Origin of the sequence: Pseudomonas sp. YH-1 (assembly GCF_051990045.1) — a bacterium.
Classification (GTDB): Bacteria; Pseudomonadota; Gammaproteobacteria; order Pseudomonadales; family Pseudomonadaceae; genus Pseudomonas; species Pseudomonas nicosulfuronedens.
In genome coordinates this window covers 1,325,639-1,341,504 of the sequence record NZ_CP178184.1, presented here as the reverse complement: position 1 = coordinate 1,341,504, position 15,866 = coordinate 1,325,639, and the positions used below count along the sequence as shown (strand labels likewise).

17 protein-coding genes are annotated in these 15,866 nt (G+C 66.6%); 1 reads left to right on the top strand and 16 read right to left on the bottom strand.

The window, feature by feature from the left end:
* Positions 1-23: 23 nt before the first annotated feature.
* From flgK to flgB, 10 genes are read right to left on the bottom strand one after another with little or no spacing between them, the layout of a single operon-like run.
* Positions 24-1,391, bottom strand: a complete 1,368-nt coding sequence (flgK, locus tag ACKI1H_RS06150) for a flagellar hook-associated protein FlgK (protein ID WP_440467912.1) — start codon at positions 1,389-1,391, stop codon at positions 24-26.
* Positions 1,388-2,428, bottom strand: coding sequence for a lytic transglycosylase domain-containing protein (locus ACKI1H_RS06145; protein WP_440467911.1), 1,041 nt, complete (start codon positions 2,426-2,428; stop codon positions 1,388-1,390). The genes flgK and ACKI1H_RS06145 overlap by 4 nt, the downstream gene beginning before the upstream one ends.
* Complete coding sequence (locus ACKI1H_RS06140) at positions 2,428-3,531, bottom strand: flagellar basal body P-ring protein FlgI (protein WP_280055525.1); 1,104 nt, start codon at positions 3,529-3,531, stop codon at positions 2,428-2,430. The genes ACKI1H_RS06145 and ACKI1H_RS06140 overlap by 1 nt, the downstream gene beginning before the upstream one ends.
* A gap of 30 nt (positions 3,532-3,561) precedes the next feature.
* Positions 3,562-4,224 (bottom strand): flagellar basal body L-ring protein FlgH, encoded by a 663-nt coding sequence (flgH, locus tag ACKI1H_RS06135; protein ID WP_138519824.1) that lies wholly within the window; start codon positions 4,222-4,224, stop codon positions 3,562-3,564.
* A 2-nt stretch (positions 4,225-4,226) separates the two neighbouring features.
* Complete coding sequence (flgG, locus tag ACKI1H_RS06130; RefSeq protein ID WP_138519825.1) at positions 4,227-5,012, bottom strand: flagellar basal-body rod protein FlgG; 786 nt, start codon at positions 5,010-5,012, stop codon at positions 4,227-4,229.
* A gap of 27 nt (positions 5,013-5,039) precedes the next feature.
* Positions 5,040-5,768 (bottom strand): flagellar basal body rod protein FlgF, encoded by a 729-nt coding sequence (locus tag ACKI1H_RS06125; protein ID WP_440467910.1) that lies wholly within the window; start codon positions 5,766-5,768, stop codon positions 5,040-5,042.
* A gap of 9 nt (positions 5,769-5,777) precedes the next feature.
* Positions 5,778-6,965, bottom strand: coding sequence for a flagellar hook protein FlgE (flgE, locus tag ACKI1H_RS06120; RefSeq protein ID WP_138519827.1), 1,188 nt, complete (start codon positions 6,963-6,965; stop codon positions 5,778-5,780).
* Positions 6,966-7,000: 35 nt separating this feature from the next.
* On the bottom strand, positions 7,001-7,672 hold the full coding sequence (locus ACKI1H_RS06115; protein ID WP_138519828.1) for a flagellar hook capping FlgD N-terminal domain-containing protein: 672 nt from the start codon (positions 7,670-7,672) through the stop codon (positions 7,001-7,003).
* Positions 7,672-8,100, bottom strand: a complete 429-nt coding sequence (gene flgC, locus ACKI1H_RS06110; RefSeq protein ID WP_045213291.1) for a flagellar basal body rod protein FlgC — start codon at positions 8,098-8,100, stop codon at positions 7,672-7,674. The genes ACKI1H_RS06115 and flgC overlap by 1 nt, the downstream gene beginning before the upstream one ends.
* Positions 8,101-8,104: 4 nt before the next feature.
* Positions 8,105-8,470: a flagellar basal body rod protein FlgB gene (gene flgB, locus ACKI1H_RS06105; protein ID WP_440467909.1), complete on the bottom strand. Its 366-nt coding sequence runs from the start codon at positions 8,468-8,470 to the stop codon at positions 8,105-8,107.
* Between the two features lie 242 nt (positions 8,471-8,712).
* Between flgB and flgA the strand changes: the two genes are divergently transcribed.
* On the top strand, positions 8,713-9,354 hold the full coding sequence (flgA, locus tag ACKI1H_RS06100; protein WP_440467908.1) for a flagellar basal body P-ring formation chaperone FlgA: 642 nt from the start codon (positions 8,713-8,715) through the stop codon (positions 9,352-9,354).
* Between the two features lie 91 nt (positions 9,355-9,445).
* Here flgA and ACKI1H_RS06095 read toward each other — a convergent pair whose 3' ends face one another.
* The 6 genes from ACKI1H_RS06095 to ACKI1H_RS06070 form a co-directional block, all read right to left on the bottom strand.
* Positions 9,446-10,507, bottom strand: coding sequence for an ATP-grasp domain-containing protein (locus ACKI1H_RS06095; protein WP_440467907.1), 1,062 nt, complete (start codon positions 10,505-10,507; stop codon positions 9,446-9,448).
* Between the two features lie 187 nt (positions 10,508-10,694).
* Positions 10,695-11,624 carry a phosphatidate cytidylyltransferase gene (locus ACKI1H_RS06090; protein ID WP_440467906.1) on the bottom strand — a complete coding sequence of 310 codons (930 nt, stop codon included), beginning with the start codon at positions 11,622-11,624 and terminating at the stop codon, positions 10,695-10,697.
* A gap of 1 nt (position 11,625) precedes the next feature.
* Positions 11,626-12,255 carry a lysophospholipid acyltransferase family protein gene (locus ACKI1H_RS06085; RefSeq protein WP_138519833.1) on the bottom strand — a complete coding sequence of 210 codons (630 nt, stop codon included), beginning with the start codon at positions 12,253-12,255 and terminating at the stop codon, positions 11,626-11,628.
* Positions 12,256-12,269: 14 nt separating this feature from the next.
* Complete coding sequence (locus ACKI1H_RS06080) at positions 12,270-12,716, bottom strand: hypothetical protein (RefSeq protein WP_138519834.1); 447 nt, start codon at positions 12,714-12,716, stop codon at positions 12,270-12,272.
* Positions 12,706-14,055, bottom strand: a complete 1,350-nt coding sequence (locus ACKI1H_RS06075) for a phosphatase PAP2/dual specificity phosphatase family protein (protein WP_440467905.1) — start codon at positions 14,053-14,055, stop codon at positions 12,706-12,708. The genes ACKI1H_RS06080 and ACKI1H_RS06075 overlap by 11 nt, the downstream gene beginning before the upstream one ends.
* Positions 14,055-15,812: a bifunctional alpha/beta hydrolase/class I SAM-dependent methyltransferase gene (locus ACKI1H_RS06070; RefSeq protein ID WP_440467904.1), complete on the bottom strand. Its 1,758-nt coding sequence runs from the start codon at positions 15,810-15,812 to the stop codon at positions 14,055-14,057. The genes ACKI1H_RS06075 and ACKI1H_RS06070 overlap by 1 nt, the downstream gene beginning before the upstream one ends.
* Positions 15,813-15,866: the final 54 nt, after the last annotated feature.

The window sequence follows — 15,866 nt, the reverse complement described above, 5'->3', positions numbered from 1 at the left end:
GCTGCTTTCCTTCGCAATGGCCCTTAGAAGGCCGCGAGCATCGAGTCGAACAGCTCCTTGGCGGTGCTGATGACTTTCATGTTGGCCTGGTAGGCCTGCTGGTAGGTGATCAGGTTGACCGCCTCTTCATCCAGGCTCACCGCGCTGACGCTGTCGCGGCTGGCCTGTGCCTGGCTGGCCACGGTGGTGGCGGTCTTCTGGTCGGCCTGGTTCTGCCGGCTGGCGCTGGCCACTTTGCCGAGCAGGCCGGCGAACGCGTCGTTGAGGGTCACCTGGCTGCCGTCGAGGGTGATCGACTGGCCCTTGAGATCGAGCAGCGCCAGCAGGTTCACGTTGTTGCCGGACTCCCCCGCGGTGTCCGACAGCGCCAGTTCCTCCGGCTTGAGGTCGTTCATGCTGAGCATCGCCGTGGTGCTGCCGGCGTTGTAGGTGAGCAGCGCCTGGCCGGGGTTGCCGTTGAGATCGAAACCACTGGCGAGGGTGTCGTTGACCATCTGCGCGAACTGCCCCGCCATCTCGTGCAGGGCGCTCTGGTTCGGCCGCAGGGTGTCGTACTCGGTGTCGTACAGCGCACCGAGGGAGCCACCCAAGCCGTCCTGGGCCAGCGGGAAGCTGGTGCCGGCAAAGGTCAGGGCGATTGCCTGCTCGCCGCTGGCGGTACGGCTGATCGCCAGCTGCCCGGCAGAATTGCCGGCCACCAGCGGCTGGCCGTTGGCAAGGGAAACGGTCAGCGAGCCATCGGCTACTTCGTTGACGCGAATGGAAGCGTACTTGGACAGGTCCTGCACCAGGCTTTCGCGGTGGTCGCGCAGTGCCGTGGTATCGCCGCCGGACGAACCGACCTCGACGATCTGCTTGTTCAGCGCAGCGAGGTTGGAGGTCAGGCCGTTGATCTCGCCGACCATGGAGCCGCGCTGCTCCTGCAGGGCACGCAGCTGGCTGTCGATGTTGCCGGACAGGCCGTTGAAGCGCTGGGCGAGGTTCTTGGTCTCGTTGACGATCTGCTGGCGCAGGGCGACGGAGCCGGGGGTGGCGGTGGCCTCGCTGAGCGCGGCGAAGAAGTTGTCCAGGCCGACGCTGATGCTCGAACCTTCGCCGCCCATCAGGCCTTCCAGCGCGGACAGGTACTGCTGGCCGCTGTCGTAGTAGCTCTGCTCGGTGGTAGCGCGCCACAGCTGTTGGTTCTGGAAGTCGTTGGCCATGCGCCGGATGCTGGTCACCGTCACGCCGCCGCCGACGTTCAGGCCACCTTCACCGGCCAGCGAGGCGAGCACCGGGCTCAGCCGGCTGAAACCGGGGGTGTTGGCGTTGGCGACGTTCTGGCCGGAGGTGGCCAGGGCGATCTGCGCCGCACGCAGGCCGCTGTAGCCGATCTGGCTCAACATACTCAAGAGGCATTCTCCTTCGACTCGAGGCGGATCGGCTGGGCAAACGCCGCCGAGGCCGGTCGGGAAACAAATTCGGGCTGTTGTCCCTGATAGGCGACGGAATCTGCGTGGCGCTTAAATCCTTCCTGCGGCGCATGCTTCAGGCCGCTCTCCGGCGACAGTCCGCTGCCAGGCACCCGTGCCGGCGCCTGGGCCTCGCGCACCCGACGCAGCACACCGAGGGTGTAGTCGCGGGTTTCGTCGTAGGGGATGCTGCGCACCCAGTCGGCCATGCCGATCTGTCCGCTGCGTGGGTCGCCGTTGTTCTTCAGCCACTCGTCCACCTTGCCGGGCCCGGCGTTGTAGGCGGCCAGGGCGAGCACGTGCTGGCCGTCGTAGCGGTCGAGCATCTTGCCCAGGTAGGCGCTGCCCAGCGCCTTGTTGTAGGCCGGATCGCTGGTCAGGCGCTGCTCGTCGTAGGGCAGGCCGAGCTCGCCGGCCACTTCACGAGCGGTATCGGGCATCAGCTGCATCAGACCGCGCGCGCCCTTGGGCGAGACGGCGGCAGCGTCGCCGCCGGACTCCTGGCCGATCACGCTGTCCACCAGGGTGCGGAAACCGGCGCTGCCCTGCTGCCAGGCGTGGGCGAGGCGGTCGACGCCGCGCTGCCAGGTGTCCACCAGCGGGTTGCGGCTGGACACCGAGGGGCGGCGCAAGGCTTCACCCACATCGGCGAGGGCAACCGGTTGCGAGGTATCGGTGGGTTCGGCGGAAAGCTGGCGCACCAGCAGGTCGGCGATTCCGGTCTGCTTGCGCGAGGCCAGGTGCTCGGCCAGCGCTTCGTCGTAGAAGTCGCGCATCGTATCGAGGTCGCGGCTGCGCAGCGGACTGCCGGCAGAGAGCACGTCGCCGGCCTTGCGCATCTGCTTGAGGATCTGTTGCAGGAACATCGCCTCGAACTGCTCGGAGGCCGCCTGCAACTGCTCGCGGCGCACCTGTTCGGGTGACTCGCCCGGCTGGCCGGTGGGAACGATGGGGCGATTGAGCGAGGTGATGCTCATCAGATCACCACCAGCTCGGCATTCAGTGCGCCGGCCTGCTCCAGCGCCTGGAGGATGCTCATCACATCGTCCGGCGTAGCGCCCAGGCTGTTCACCGTGTTGATGATGCTCTCCAGGCTGGTGCCCTCGGGCCACTTGAACATCGGTTTCTTGTCCTGGCTGACCGACACGTCCGACTGCGGGGTGACTGCCGTGGTGCCGTTGGAGAAGGCCCCCGGCTGGCTGACCTGGGGGTTCTCACTGATGGTCACGGTGAGCGTGCCGTGGGCCACCGCCGCGGCCTTCACGCGCACGCCCTGGCCAACCACCACGGTGCCGGTGCGGCTGTTGAACACTACCTTGGGTCGGGTGCGGCCTTCCTGCACTTCCATGCCTTCGAGCATGGCCATGAAGCTGGTGCGCTGGGCCAGGCTGACCGGAGCACGCACCGACACCTTGGTGCCGTCCAGTGCGGTGGCGGTGCCGGAACCGAAGCGCTGGTTGACCGCGTTCATCACCTGGGTGGCGGTCTGGAAGCTCGGCTTGCGCACATTGAGCATCACGTCCGGGCGCTGGGTGAAATCGCTGGGAATCATCCGTTCGATGGTCGCGCCGTTGGGAATCAGGCCGCTGTTGGCGCTGTTGATCGACACGCTGGAGCCGCTCTGGCCCTGGGCGTGCAGGCCACCCACCACGAGATTGCCCTGGGCCAGCGCATACACCTCGCCATCCACGCCCTGCAACGGCGTCATCAGCAGCAGGCCGCCGCGCAGGCTCTTGGCGTCGCCCAGCGAGGACACGGTGACGTCGATGGTCTGCCCGGCGCTGTAGGACGGCGGCACGCTGGCGGTGACGCTCACGGCGGCGACGTTCTTCAGTTTCGGGTCGACGTTCGGCGGCAGGTTCACGCCGAACTGCTTGAGCATGTTGGCCACCGACTGGTTGGTGAACTTCACCTGGTTCTTGTCGCCGGTGCCATCCAGGCCGACCACCAGGCCGTAGCCGATCAGCTGGTTCTCGCGCACGCCTTCGATGTCCACGAGGTCCAGCAAGGGGATGGCCAGCACCTCGGCCTGCCAGAACAGGCAGAGGGTCGCCAGCAGGCGGCCAAGGGTTCTACACATGAGTGTTCTACGCATGGAGGGCTCGCCTGCTTACATCGGGAACAGCGGATGGGTGAAGAAGCGCGTCAGCCAGCCGGCCGAATTGCTGTCGTTGAGCACGCCGCGCCCGGCGTAGGAGATCTTCGCGTTGGCGACATTCTGCGAGGACACCTGGTTGGAGCGGTTGATGTCGTCGATGCGCACAAGGCCCGTGAGGCGGATGAACTCATCACCCTGGTTCAGGCGCAGGGATTTCTCGCCCTTGACCAGCAGCACGCCGCCGGGCAGCACCTTGTGCACGGTCACGGCGATGGAGCCGGTGAGAGTGTTCTGCTGCGAGCTTTTCGCCGAGCCGTCGAAGTCGCGGTTTGCCGTGGCGGAGCTTTCCAGGCCGCCGTATTCCTTGGTCAGGATGGTCGGCACCGGCACGTCCAGGCTGGATTTCTTGCCGAAGCTGGTACCCGCGCTCTTGCTCGACTGGGTGGACTCGCTGAGCACCACGGTGACGATGTCGCCGACGCCGATGGCGCGCTTGTCGCGCAGCAGCGAACCGCCGTAGCCGGAACGGAACAGGCCGCCACTGGTGGGCGGCGGCTGGCTGTAGTCCAGCTCCGGGGGCTGGTAGGTCGAGGAGTCCTCGTCCGGCAGCATCTCCTCGAAGCTCTGGCAGCCGGCGAGCAGCGCCAGGGCGAGCAGCAGGGCAAGGCGCGTCATCGTCAGACCGTCTGGTTGAGGAACTGCTGCATGCCCGACGCAGCGTCGAGCACCTTGGCGTTGGCTTCGTAGGCGCGCTGGATGGCGATCATGTTCACCATCGCCTCGACCACCTGCACGTTGGAGCCTTCCAGTACGCCCTGCTTGAGGGTGCCCAGGCCTTCCTCGCCCGGCGTGCCTTCCTGCGGCTCACCGCTGGCGGCGGTTTCCTTGTAGAGGTTGCCGCCGATGGCTTCCAGGCCCGCCGGGTTGGTGAAGCTGACCAGGGTGATCTGGCCCAGCTCGGTGGGCAGGGTCTCGCCCGGCAGCACGGCGGTGACGATGCCGTCACTGCCCACGGTGAAGCGGCTGGCGCCGGCCGGCACTTCGATGTTCGGCGTCAGCGGCAGGCCCTGGGCGTTGACCACGATGCCTTCGTTGTTCAGTTGCAGCTGGCCGTTCTCGGTGTAGTAGGTGTCGCCGTTGGGCGCCTCGACCTGGAAGAAGCCGCTGCCGACGATGGCCAGGTCCATCGGCTGGCCGGTGGTCTGCATGCTGCCTTCGGTGAACACCTTCTGCGTGCCGACGACGCGCACGCCGCTGCCCAGCTGGATGCCCGAAGGCACGGTGTTGACCTGGTCCGCCTGGGCGCCGGGCTGCAGCTGCACCTGATAGAACAGGTCCTCGAACACCGCACGGTCGCTCTTGAAACCGACGGTGTTGACGTTGGCCAGGTTGTTGGCCACGGTGGACATCGCAGTGTCCTGGGCTGCCAGGCCGGTCTTGCTGACCCAAAGTGCCGAACTCATGTTGTGCTCCTGTCTGCGCGCCGCGCGTTAGCCGCCACGGATCATGCGGTCGCCGGCCTCGGCGAGATCCGAGGCGGCCTTCATCATCTTCACCTGGGCCTCGAACCGCCGGTTCAGGCTCATGGTGCCCACCAGCTGGTCGATGGCCGAGACGTTGCTCTGCTCCAGGTGCCCGGAGACCAGACGCACATCGTCGCTGGCTGCGACGTTCTGGCCGTCCTTGCTCACCAGCAGGCCCTGGGCGTTCTTCACCAGCGACGCAGCCGGGGCATCCACCAATTTGAGGCGGTCGACGTCGGTCATCATGAAATCGCCGCGCGGCATCACCGAAATGGTGCCGTCGCTGCCGATGGCAATGGCGTCGTATTCGGGCAGGGTGATCGGGCCGCCTTCGCCGAGCACGGCGCGGCCGTTGATCATCAGCTGGCGGTCGGCATCGATCTCCAGGTTGCCCTGGCGCGTGTACGCCTCGCCGGTGCCGCTCTGCACGGCGAGCAGGCCCTGACCCTGGATGGCAACGTCGAGGTCGCGCCCGGTGGCCATCAGGGTGCCGGCGCTCATGTCCACGCCGCTGCTTTCGATGCGCGCGAGGTGGCGGCTGTCGTAGCCGGCGCCGCCCACGTCCACGGCCGTTGCGTGTTCCAGGTCGGCGCGAAAGCCGGGGGTGTTGACGTTGGCGAGGTTGTTCGCACGCACGTCCAGCGCCGCCATGCTGCGGCTGGCGGCGGTCATTGCGGTGTAGCCGAGGCGATCCATGACGAGTCCTTAGATGGCCGAGAACAGGACCTGGGTGAGTTCCTTGTCGGTGGTCATCACCTTGGTGTTCGCCTGGTAGTTGCGCTGGCCTTCCATGAGGCCCACCAGTTGCTGGGTGATGTCGACGTTGGAACCTTCCAGGTTGCCGGCCGACAGCGAGCCGAACTGGCCGATGCCGGGCACGCCGATCAGCGGGGCGCCGGACGCGGAGGTCTCGGTCCAGGCGGTGCCGCTCTGGTTCTGCAGGCCGCCGGTGTTGATGAAGTTCGCCAGGGCGACCTGGCCCTGCAGCATGCGCTGGCCGTTGCTGTAGTTGACGTAGACCTTGCCGTCGTTCTCCACCGCGATACCGGTCTGCTCGCCGGCGGCGTAGCCGGTGGTGCGGTTGGTGGTGACGACGAAGTCCGAGCCGTACTGGCTGGTGCCGGTGTAGTCCAGCGCGATGTTCATCGGATCGACGCCCGGCAGGGTGAAGCTCACCGGCACGGAAGCGATCGGCGAGGACAGCGAGCCGTCCGGGGCGAAGGTCAGCGACTGGGTGGCGCCGACGGCATTGCCGTCCACCGCGTAGTGCGCGTCCCAGGTGTTGGTGCCGGTCAGCACGAAGTACTGGGTCAGGGTGTGTTCCTTGCCCTGGGAATCGTAGATCTTGCTGGTGTAGGTGGAGTTGTAGGTCTCCACCTTCTGCGGATCGAACGGCGCGACGCTCGGCACCTTCTCGTTGGAGTCGAGGTTGGCGACGAACTCCAGCTTGTCGGTGGCCTTGGCCGGCAGGTTGGCGGTCTTCACCTGCAGGTCGGAGACGGTGCCCACCAGCAGGTTGCCGGCAGCGTCGGTCGGGTAGCCCTGCAGGCGCTGGCCGGTGGCGTTGATCAGGTAGTTGGCGTTGTCCTGGCTGAACACGCCGGCGCGGGTGTACTGGGTGTCGCCGTTGCCGCTCTTGACCACGAAGAAGCCGCCGCCGGAGATGGCCAGGTCCAGTGCACGGTTGGTCGACACCAGCGAACCGCCCTGGCTGATGCTCTGGGTGGTGCCGGCGACTTCCACGCCCATGCCCTTGCTGTCGGCGTAGACGCTGCCGAACTCGGTGCGCGAGGACTTGAAGCCGACGGTGCCGGAGTTGGCGATGTTGTTGCTGATGGTGTCCAGCTGCTGGGTGACGGCGTTCAGGCCGGTCAGGGCGATGTTGAAGCTCATGGCGTTAGCTCATCCTAGGAGGGGGGAACAGGCGCTCAGGCGGCCTGGCCCTGACTGAATTCGACGATCTTGTAGAAGGGCACCGAGCCTGCGCCCTCGACTTCCAGCACCGGGCCGTCGGCGCTGACGCGGACGTTGTGCACCAGGCCGGAGACCTCGATGCCCGGCGTCTCGCCGCTCTCGGTCTTGACCGCCAGGCTGTACTTGCCGGGCTTCAGGCCGAGCGCTTCGGGGTCCACGGTGAAGGGCACGGAGCCGGCTTCCTGCGGGCCGAGAGTGATGTCGGTGCGCACGCCGTTGGCGTCGGTGAGCTGCAGCACGGTGGTGGCCGAGGCGTGCTCCAGGGTGATCTGCCCGCTGACCTTGTCGCCGTCCAGCTGCAGGCTGTCGGCGCTGACCTTCACTTCCTGGCCGACCAGGCCGGCAGCGGTGAGGGTCTGCAGGTTGTCCATCAGCACCAGGTTGTTCTGCTGCAGGGTGGTCATGTTCTGCATGCTCTTCACCTGCGCCATCGCCGAGTACTGGTTGATGAACTCGGTGCTGTCCACCGGCTTCGTCGGGTCCTGGTACTGCACCTGGGCGACCAGCAGGGTGATGAAGCTGTTCTCCATGTCGGTCAGCTCGCCGAGGTTGACCGCCTGCTTGGGCGTGTCGGACGAAGTGCTGCTGGTGCCGCTGGAGCTGGTGTCGTTGTTGACCGTGCTCATCAGGCGTCTCCCAGTTTCAACAGGCTGGACTGCATGCTCTTCACGCGGTTGAGCACTTCCACGCCGGTCTCGAAACTGCGGGTGGCGGACATCATGTCGGTCATTTCCTCGATCTCGTTGACGTCGGGGTAGTAGACGTAGCCGGTGGCATCGGCCAGCGGGCTGCCGGGCTCGTAGCGGCGTTGCGGCGAGCGGCCGGAGGTCACCACGTCGAGCACCTGCACATGGGCGCCGCCCATGCCGGCGCCACGGGTGAGCTGGTCGTTCTCGTAGACGGCGGCGAACATCGGCTTGCGCGCCTGGTACACGGTGTCCGGGCTGTTGGCGGCAGAGTCGGCGTTGGCCAGGTTGCTGGCCACGGTGTTCAGGCGCACGGTCTGTGCGTTCATCGACGAGCCGGCGATGCGGTAGATGGAATCGAATGCCATGGCGTCAGCGTCCCTCGATGGCCTGCTTGAGGCCGCGGAATTTCAGGGTCAGGAAGGTCAGGCTGGTCTGGAAATCCATCGCGTTGCGCGAGAACTCCGCCTGCTCGGTGGACAGCTCCACGCTGTTGCCGTCCTGCGAGGGCTGGTTGGGGATGCGGTACTTCAGGTCCGGGCGCGCGGCGCTGGTGCTGGCCAGCAGGACGCTGGAGGTGTCCTGGCGCTGCATCTCGGTGGCGAAATCGATGTCCCGTGCCTTGAAGCCGGGGGTGTCTTCGTTGGCCAGGTTGGAGGCCAGGATTTCGCTGCGCTGCATGTGCAGCGAGAGGGCTCTCTCGTGGATACCCAGGGTGTCGTCAAACCGTATACTCATTCGCGCAACCCACTCTCGTCGTTCGGCCGTCTTTCGGTGTGCGCAGCGACAGAGCACAAAGCATGCCCATCCTGGAATATCGCTTCATGTCGTTGATTTACAAGGCTTTACTCAAAGAGAAGAGCAGTGCGTGCAACGCGGCTTTTCCGCTTTCGACGCACCGCGCGCCAGGATGCGGAAAGGCCCTTTCCGCCTGTTTCCTCCTGCTGCTTCCCGCTCTCGCGCACGCCCAGGATGCACGCGTGCAACTCGACGCCGCCGCGCAGCAGCAGGTCGCCGCCGAGCTGAAGGAAGCCGCACGCAAGGCCGGCTGGAAAGGCATGACTTTCACGGTGAACAACAACCTGCCCAACAGCCTGGGCAAACTCACCGCCTGCCCTGGCGGCCCGCAGCTGCGCATACTCGAAGCCCCCACTGCGGTTACCGCGCGACGACGCTTCGAAGCCTCCTGCGCGGGCCAATCCGGCTGGCCGGTGACCTTTATCAGCCAACCCACCGTGTACCTGCCAACGGTGGTCGCCAGCGGCGAGATCGAGCGCGGCCATACGCTGGACAGGGCGCAGCTCAAGCTCGCACCGGTGGAAATCGGCAAGGGCTCGCGGGGTTACTTCACCGACATCGCCGAGGTGGCCGGCAAGACGGCCCGCCGCCGCATCCGCGCCGACCAGCCGCTGACGCCTGCGCTGCTCGATGGCGCGATGATGGTGCGTCGCGGCCAGCAGGTGAAGATCGTCGCCAGCCAGGACGGCATCCAGGCCAGCGCCGTCGGCGAGGCAATGGCCAACGGCAAGCAGGACGAAGTGATCCGTGTAAGGAACCTGCGTAGCCAGAAGATCATCGAGGCGAAGGTGACGGCATCAGGCGAGGTGAGCAGCATCTTCTGATGCGGCCCTCGCTCACGGCTGAACGCCTCTACAGGAGCGCGCCAAGCGCCCCATCACGGGCGGGATCCGCTTCTGCCGGGAGACGCGTCAGTCAGCCGAGCGGTTGCGAAGCGACGCTGCCCTGAGAGCCCGGCAGCACAATAACGGGATCGGGCGAAGCCGCCGGCGCGGCAAAGGTGGTCACCTCCACCAGCCGCCGCGCGTGGATGCTCGGCGCGGGCAGCACGGACGCATCCAGCGGCGCCTCGCGGAAGCAGCGCAGGTGATTGGCGACCATGTCGTAGCCGGAAAGATGGCTGAAGGCAATCCCTCCGGAGAAGCGTGGGTTGACGTCCATCAGCAACGCCTCGCCGTCTTGCACGAGGAATTCCACGTTGATGCAGCCGTTCACGCCCAGCACGCGGGCGACCTGACCGGCCATCTCGACCAGCCGAACGTCGGCCAGCATTCGTACGGTCAGACCCGCCCCGGTCGGCGTGCGCACCAGCTCCTGGCGCGCCATGGCCGCCCAGGCTCCACTGCTCTGCTGGCGCACCACGTCCACCACGCAGACATCGCCCGGCAGCAGCGGCTGCACGATGTAGTCGCGGTCCGAGAAGCGCTGGCGCACGTAGTGCAGGAAATCCGCATCGCGCACGTGCATCAAGCCTTCGCAATTGCGCCCGTCACGTGGCTTGGCGATCAGCGGCAGGTCCAGCCCTGCCATGGGCAGATCCTCCAGGCGCCAGGTGGGAATGGTGCGGATCAGCGGATCATTACCGAAGGCCTGGTGCACCCGCCACTTGTCGCGGGCAACACGAATGGTCTCCAGCGGCTGCATGCACAGCGTGATGCCGCGTTCGGTAAAGGCTTCGTGGTGCAGCGCGAAGGCATCGACCTCGGGGTCGATCAGCGGCAGCACATGGGTCACCTGCTCGGCCTCGCAGATCCTGAGGATGCGTTCCACATACTCGGTAACATTTCTCGCCGCCGGAACCCGATGGAAGGTATCCAGCAAGGCCGAGGTGGCGCACCAGTCGCGGGGCTGGGTATTGGTCCCCACCACCCGCGCGCCCCAGTGCTCGCGTAACGATGCGATCACCGATTCGGCAGAGTACGAGCCGATGGCGGTAACCAGGCAGGTGAACGGAAAACTACCCGCCGAGCCGCTCAAGACGCGGCCCCGCCGGTGACTCGCGGAAAGAGAGTGTCCATTGCTTCATGGCCCCGTAAAGATTCGACTGCTTACGCCCAAACACTCCGTTGCCATACGACACTTCCGAGGGAATAGAGCAAGCGTAGCTGCGAACCGGCGCTCCGGAGTGGTTACCCCGGAGCGCTTGGGGGATTTCCGACGGGGCTCAGGTCCACCAGTAGCGGACGAAGTGGAAGAACACCGGAGCGGCGAAGCACACCGAATCCAGGCGGTCGAGCATGCCGCCGTGGCCTTCGATCATGTGGCCCCAGTCCTTCACCCCGCGGTCGCGCTTGATCGCCGACATCACCAGCCCGCCGAAGAAGCCGAGGATGTTGATCAGCAGGGCGATCAGCAGCGCCTGCCAGAAGGTGAAGGGCGTGATCCACCACAGCGCGCCACCGATCAGCGTAGCCAGCGCCACACCGCCGATGAAGCCTTCGAGGGTCTTGGAGGGCGACAGGTTCGGCGCGATCTTGCGCTTGCCCATGAGCTTGCCGCAGACGTACTGCAGCACGTCGGACAGCTGCACGACGATCACCAGGAAGGCGATCAGCAGCAGGTTGCGTCCTTCGTAGCCGGCGATCTCCAGGGTCAGCAGCGCCGGCACGTAGGAGATGCAGAACACCGCCAGCATCAGCGCCCACTGCACCTTCGAAGCTCGCTCGAGGAAGTGCTTGGAGTCGCCACCCAGCGAGGCGAGGATCGGCAGCAGCAGGAACACGTAGACCGGGATGAAGATGGAGAACAGCCCGTACCAGCCGATGCCGATCAGCAGGTACTGCATCGGCAGCACGAAGTAGAACGCCGCCACCAGCGCCGGATAGTCGCTGCGGCGTGTCGGCATCAGGGTGAGGAATTCGCGCAGGGCGTAGAACGAGACCCCGTAGAAGAGCAGGATCACTGCCCAGTAGCCGAGGGCGAAGGCGCAGCCGATCACCGCGACCATCACCCACCAGGCGTTGATCCGCGCGTTGAGGTTGTCGATCACCGCGTGGGGGCCGGGCGGCGCCCGCCAGCGCAGCACTGCGCCCACCAACGAGGCGAGGACCAGGATGGCGCCGATACCACCGAAGAGCAGCCAGGTCTGGTTCATCTCAGCGACCCTCCGGCGCGGCAAGCCTGAGCAGCGCCTCGCGGGCACGTTCGAGGAAGGCTTCCTTGGCCTCGCCCTCCTCCACCACCAGCGGTGCGCCGAAGCTCAGGGTGCACAGCAGCGGCAACGGTAGCGCGCGGCCCTTGGGCATCACACGGCTGAGGTTGTCCAGCCACACCGGCACCAGCTCCACCTGCGGATGGGCCTTGGACAGGTGGAAGATGCCGCTCTTGAACGGCAGCAGGCGCACTTCCTCGTCGAGGTTTCGGGTGCCTTCGGGGAAGAGGATCAGCGAGTCGCCATCGGCCAGGGCGCGCTCCACCGGCTCCAGTGGGTTGCCGCCCTCGGCGCCGCGGGTGCGGTCGATCAGCACGCCATGGAACACGCGGTTGATGATGAAGCCACGCAGGCCGCCCTTGCCCCAGTAGTCCATGCCCGCCACCGGCCGCGTACGCGAGCGCAGCTCCGGCGGCAGCGAGGCCCAGAGCAGGACGAAATCGCCATGGCTGCTGTGATTGGCGTAGTAGATGCGCTGCGCCGGGGTCGGAGTGGTACCGATCCACAGGCTGCGCAGACCGGTCACCGCACGGGCGCCGGCGATGATGGCGTAGGCGCAGAGTCTTTCCAGCATTGCGAGTAGGTTCCTCAGGATTGGAAGGTCAGGGTGATCAGGCACAGCAGCGCAACGAGCCACTGCACCGCACACAGCACTACCTGCCGACGCAGGAGCTTCAGCGCGCCACGGCTGCGCTCGCTCCAGGTGCGACCGGACATTTCTTCCGGCACACCCACATAGGTGGCCAGTGCGTCATCCAGCTGACGGGTTTTTTCCGGCAGCGCCTCGCCGGCATTGGCCATGGCCTCGAACAGGTCCGCATCCAGCGCTACACGCATGGCATAGAACTTCTGCACCAGCCCGAGCAGCACCAGCAATGCCATGCTCAGGCTGAACGCCAGGGTGGCACTGGCCATCAGCACGCCGTAGAAGCCGAGCGCCAGCGCCAGCACGGTCAGCGCCGAGGACAGGCCATTGAGGCTGCTGCCGCGCCGCAACAGGCTGGCCACCAGGATCAGGCCCGGATCAACCGACATGACTCACCTCCTGTGACAGGTTCGGCTGGCCGGCGATCTGCGCCAGCACCGCCAGTTGTTCGGCCTTCAGCACCACCTGCGGACGGGCGCGGCGAATCTGCGCCAGCGCATCCTCGAGCGTGGCCGCACGGCCGGATATCAGCAGCCACGCCGCCACCAGCGTGGCGCTGCGCGAGTAGCCCAGTGCGCAGCACACCAGCAACGGGCCTTCGGCGTGCATTCGCTGGATCAGGTCCGCGCCTTGCCGGCATTGCTCGACACTCGGTGCTACCAGGTCGAGCAGCGGCAGGCATTCGTAGCGGCGTGTCAGCGCGGTGCAGGGCAGCTCGGCGCACAGGTCGAGGATCGACAGACTCGGCAGGTGCCGGGGCTGGTACCAGTCCGGCAGGCGCCCGAGCCAGAGACCCGGCAGCACTTCGTCCGGCTGCGGATGGCGGCGCGTCCACCAGCACGCGTTGAGCCACGCGCCCAGCCAGTAGGGCGCCAGCAACCAGGAGACCGCCACCGAATGGCGACCGTCCAGGCGCTTCTGGAACCCCACCGTGCCGATCCCCAGGTAGCAGAGTGCAACCAGCGCCAGGGATACAGCCGGCCAGCACAACCAGAGCCACAGGCCGCCGCCGGCCAGCGCCAGCACCAGGCACAGCAGCGCCCCGACACCATAGATTGCCGCCAGCCGACGCCGCTGCGGATCAGCGCTGAGGCTCCACGCCTGCAGCGGCGAGCGCACCTCCCGCGGCCACAGCCAGACACAGAGGAAGCCCAGCAGCGCACCGGTCGGCACGTCGATGAAATGGTGTTGCCAGGTGGTCAGCACCGACAGGCCGATCAGCGCGAACCAGCCGTGCAGCAACCAGCGCCATGCTCCGCTGGCGTAGCGACCATAGGCGACCCAGAGGATCACAAGCAGGGCGATATGCAGCGAGGGCGCCTGGTTGAAGGGCTTGTCGAAACCCATCAACAGGTCGAACAGCACGCCGAAGAAGCCCTCCTGCATCGGTCGCTCGAAGCTGAATCGCAGCGGGAACAGCAGGAAGCAGGCTACCGCGACGACCTGCGCGGTGAGCAGGCGCAGGGCGTGGCAGTCCAGCCCGCGCTTGGTGCGCGGCAGCAGGAAGGACAGCCCGTACAGCAGGTCGATGGACCAGTACGGGATGATCGTCCACGGCCACAGCGGCGTGCCGCGCTCCCAGTCGAACACCAGCACGCCGACCGATTCGCGTTGCGCCGCCACCCAGTTGGCGAAGCCGTAGCTGAGGAAGAAGAACGGCCCGAGGAACAGCAGCCAGATGACCGCGCGCCGCAGGACACCGGGATCACGCGCTGGCAGCGGCGTCATCAGCTGCGCTCCCGGCGAGCCAGGGAGACGGTGAAGATGCCGTCCTCGTCGATGCGCTGGGCCAGTTTGCGGAAGCCGGCAGAAGCCACCAGTTGGTCCATCTCCAGTTGCGTGCGGCGGCGCATTACCCAGGCCTGACCGGCACGGTGGCTGGTGAGGGCACGGGCGATCAGTTCGAGTTGCGGGTGCCAGGGCTGCCCGGTGTAGATCAGGTAGCCGCCCTCTTCCACCGCCTCGCCCAGGCCGGCCAGCGAGCCGCTGACCATGGCGTTGTCGGCGAACAGCTCATAGAGACCGGAGACCACCGCCAGCGTCGGTTTCGGCTCCACGGCGGCGAGGTCGGCGCCATCGAAGGCGTCGCCCTGCACGAAACGGGCGCGCTCCTTCAGGCCCAGGCGCTCGATCAGCGCCGAGCCTTCGCGCACGTTCAGCTCGCTGTAGTCGCGCAGCAGTACGCTTTCGGGCAGCGCCTCGAGGCCTTGCAGCGCTTCGAGGATGTAGCGCCCGTGGCCGGCGGCAATGTCGAGGATGCGTACTTCGCGGCCCTGCTCGCGCAGGCTGGCCATGGCCAGACGGAGCAATTCCTCGATGTTGACCTTGCGCTGGCGGATGCCGCGCCAGCCGGCGGACTCCAGGTAGGTGCGGTCGATCATCCGCCCCACCGGCCCCGCGCCGGCGGGCTGGTTGCGGTAGACGTAGTCCAGGGTGCTGCCGGAGTCGAAGCCGGTCTGGAAGCCAAGATTGATGCCGTCGGAAAGCAACCGGCCGAGGCGCATGTTGGCGCGCGTGGCGCGCCAGTAGAGATCGCGAAGCGACCAGGTGGGCAATGACGTCGCCAGGGCTTCCGCCTCGGCGCAGGTGTAGCCGAAACGGTCGGCGTCGCGCAGGTCTGCGCGTTCGGGTTCACGGACGAAGCACTCGAGGATGAAGCGCCGCGCCCGCGTGGTCGCCTGCTCGCGATTCAGTTCGCCGAGGGTGTCGTGGAAGAAGCCGGGCAGGATGTGCAGCTCCTTGCGCGCCGTACCGAGGTTGTCGAAGAAGCGTTGCTGCGGCTTGCGGTGCACCACGAAATCGGAGCCGGAGATCAGCAGTTGTGTCGGCACCTGGATCGCCTGGGCGTCGGCTACAACGCGGTCGGCCGCCTCATACAGGCCCAACAGCACGTTCACTGAAATGGCCTTGGCGATCAGCGGGTCGCTGTCGTACGAGGCGATGCGCTCGGGATCGTGGGTGAGGAATTTCGCCTTCACATAGCTGTTGACGAAGAAGTTGCCGCGCCACCAGCGCGCCAGCTTCAGGCCCGGCCGGGCGAAGGGCACGTAGAGCTTGACCTTGAATGCCGGCGAGGCGAGCACCAGGCTGCGGATCGGCGGCGCGTAGTCGTGCACCCAGGTGGAGGCAACCACCGCGCCGACACTCTGCGCCACCACCGCCATCTCGCTGATGGCGATGCCGTAGGTCGAAGCGATGTGCTCGACGAAGGTCTGCACGTCGCGCACGCTGGTGCCGAAGCTCGGGCTGTCGCCGCGCGCGCCGGGCGACTGGCCGTGGCCGCGAGCATCCCAGGCGAAAACGTCGAAGCCGGGCAGCTCGAGCTCGTCGGCCAGGTGGCCGATGCGCCCGGAATGCTCATGGCCACGATGGAACAGCAATACAGCGCGGCGCGGCTCCTCGCTGCCGGCAGCAGCCGGCCAGTGGCGGTAGAACAGCTCGACGCCGTCATGGGTAACGAAGTGGTGATTCGAAGACTCGCGCATAACTTCCTCTGTTCGATGGCTTGCGGGACTGTCCGGTCCCGGTCCTGACATGGC

Bases quoted from the DNA above. Each gene is read 5' to 3' on its own strand.
- ACKI1H_RS06145 (WP_440467911.1), bottom strand. From the start codon at position 2,428: ATGAGCATCACCTCGCTCAATCGCCCCATCGTTCCCACCGGCCAGCCG.
- ACKI1H_RS06140 (WP_280055525.1), bottom strand. From the start codon at position 3,531: ATGTGTAGAACCCTTGGCCGCCTGCTGGCGACCCTCTGCCTGTTCTGG.
- flgH (WP_138519824.1), bottom strand. From the start codon at position 4,224: ATGACGCGCCTTGCCCTGCTGCTCGCCCTGGCGCTGCTCGCCGGCTGC.
- flgG (WP_138519825.1), bottom strand. From the start codon at position 5,012: ATGAGTTCGGCACTTTGGGTCAGCAAGACCGGCCTGGCAGCCCAGGAC.
- ACKI1H_RS06125 (WP_440467910.1), bottom strand. From the start codon at position 5,768: ATGGATCGCCTCGGCTACACCGCAATGACCGCCGCCAGCCGCAGCATG.
- flgE (WP_138519827.1), bottom strand. From the start codon at position 6,965: ATGAGCTTCAACATCGCCCTGACCGGCCTGAACGCCGTCACCCAGCAG.
- ACKI1H_RS06115 (WP_138519828.1), bottom strand. From the start codon at position 7,672: ATGAGCACGGTCAACAACGACACCAGCTCCAGCGGCACCAGCAGCACT.
- flgC (WP_045213291.1), bottom strand. From the start codon at position 8,100: ATGGCATTCGATTCCATCTACCGCATCGCCGGCTCGTCGATGAACGCA.
- flgB (WP_440467909.1), bottom strand. From the start codon at position 8,470: ATGAGTATACGGTTTGACGACACCCTGGGTATCCACGAGAGAGCCCTC.
- ACKI1H_RS06090 (WP_440467906.1), bottom strand. From the start codon at position 11,624: ATGAACCAGACCTGGCTGCTCTTCGGTGGTATCGGCGCCATCCTGGTC.
- ACKI1H_RS06085 (WP_138519833.1), bottom strand. From the start codon at position 12,255: ATGCTGGAAAGACTCTGCGCCTACGCCATCATCGCCGGCGCCCGTGCG.
- ACKI1H_RS06080 (WP_138519834.1), bottom strand. From the start codon at position 12,716: ATGTCGGTTGATCCGGGCCTGATCCTGGTGGCCAGCCTGTTGCGGCGC.
- ACKI1H_RS06075 (WP_440467905.1), bottom strand. From the start codon at position 14,055: ATGACGCCGCTGCCAGCGCGTGATCCCGGTGTCCTGCGGCGCGCGGTC.
- ACKI1H_RS06070 (WP_440467904.1), bottom strand. From the start codon at position 15,812: ATGCGCGAGTCTTCGAATCACCACTTCGTTACCCATGACGGCGTCGAG.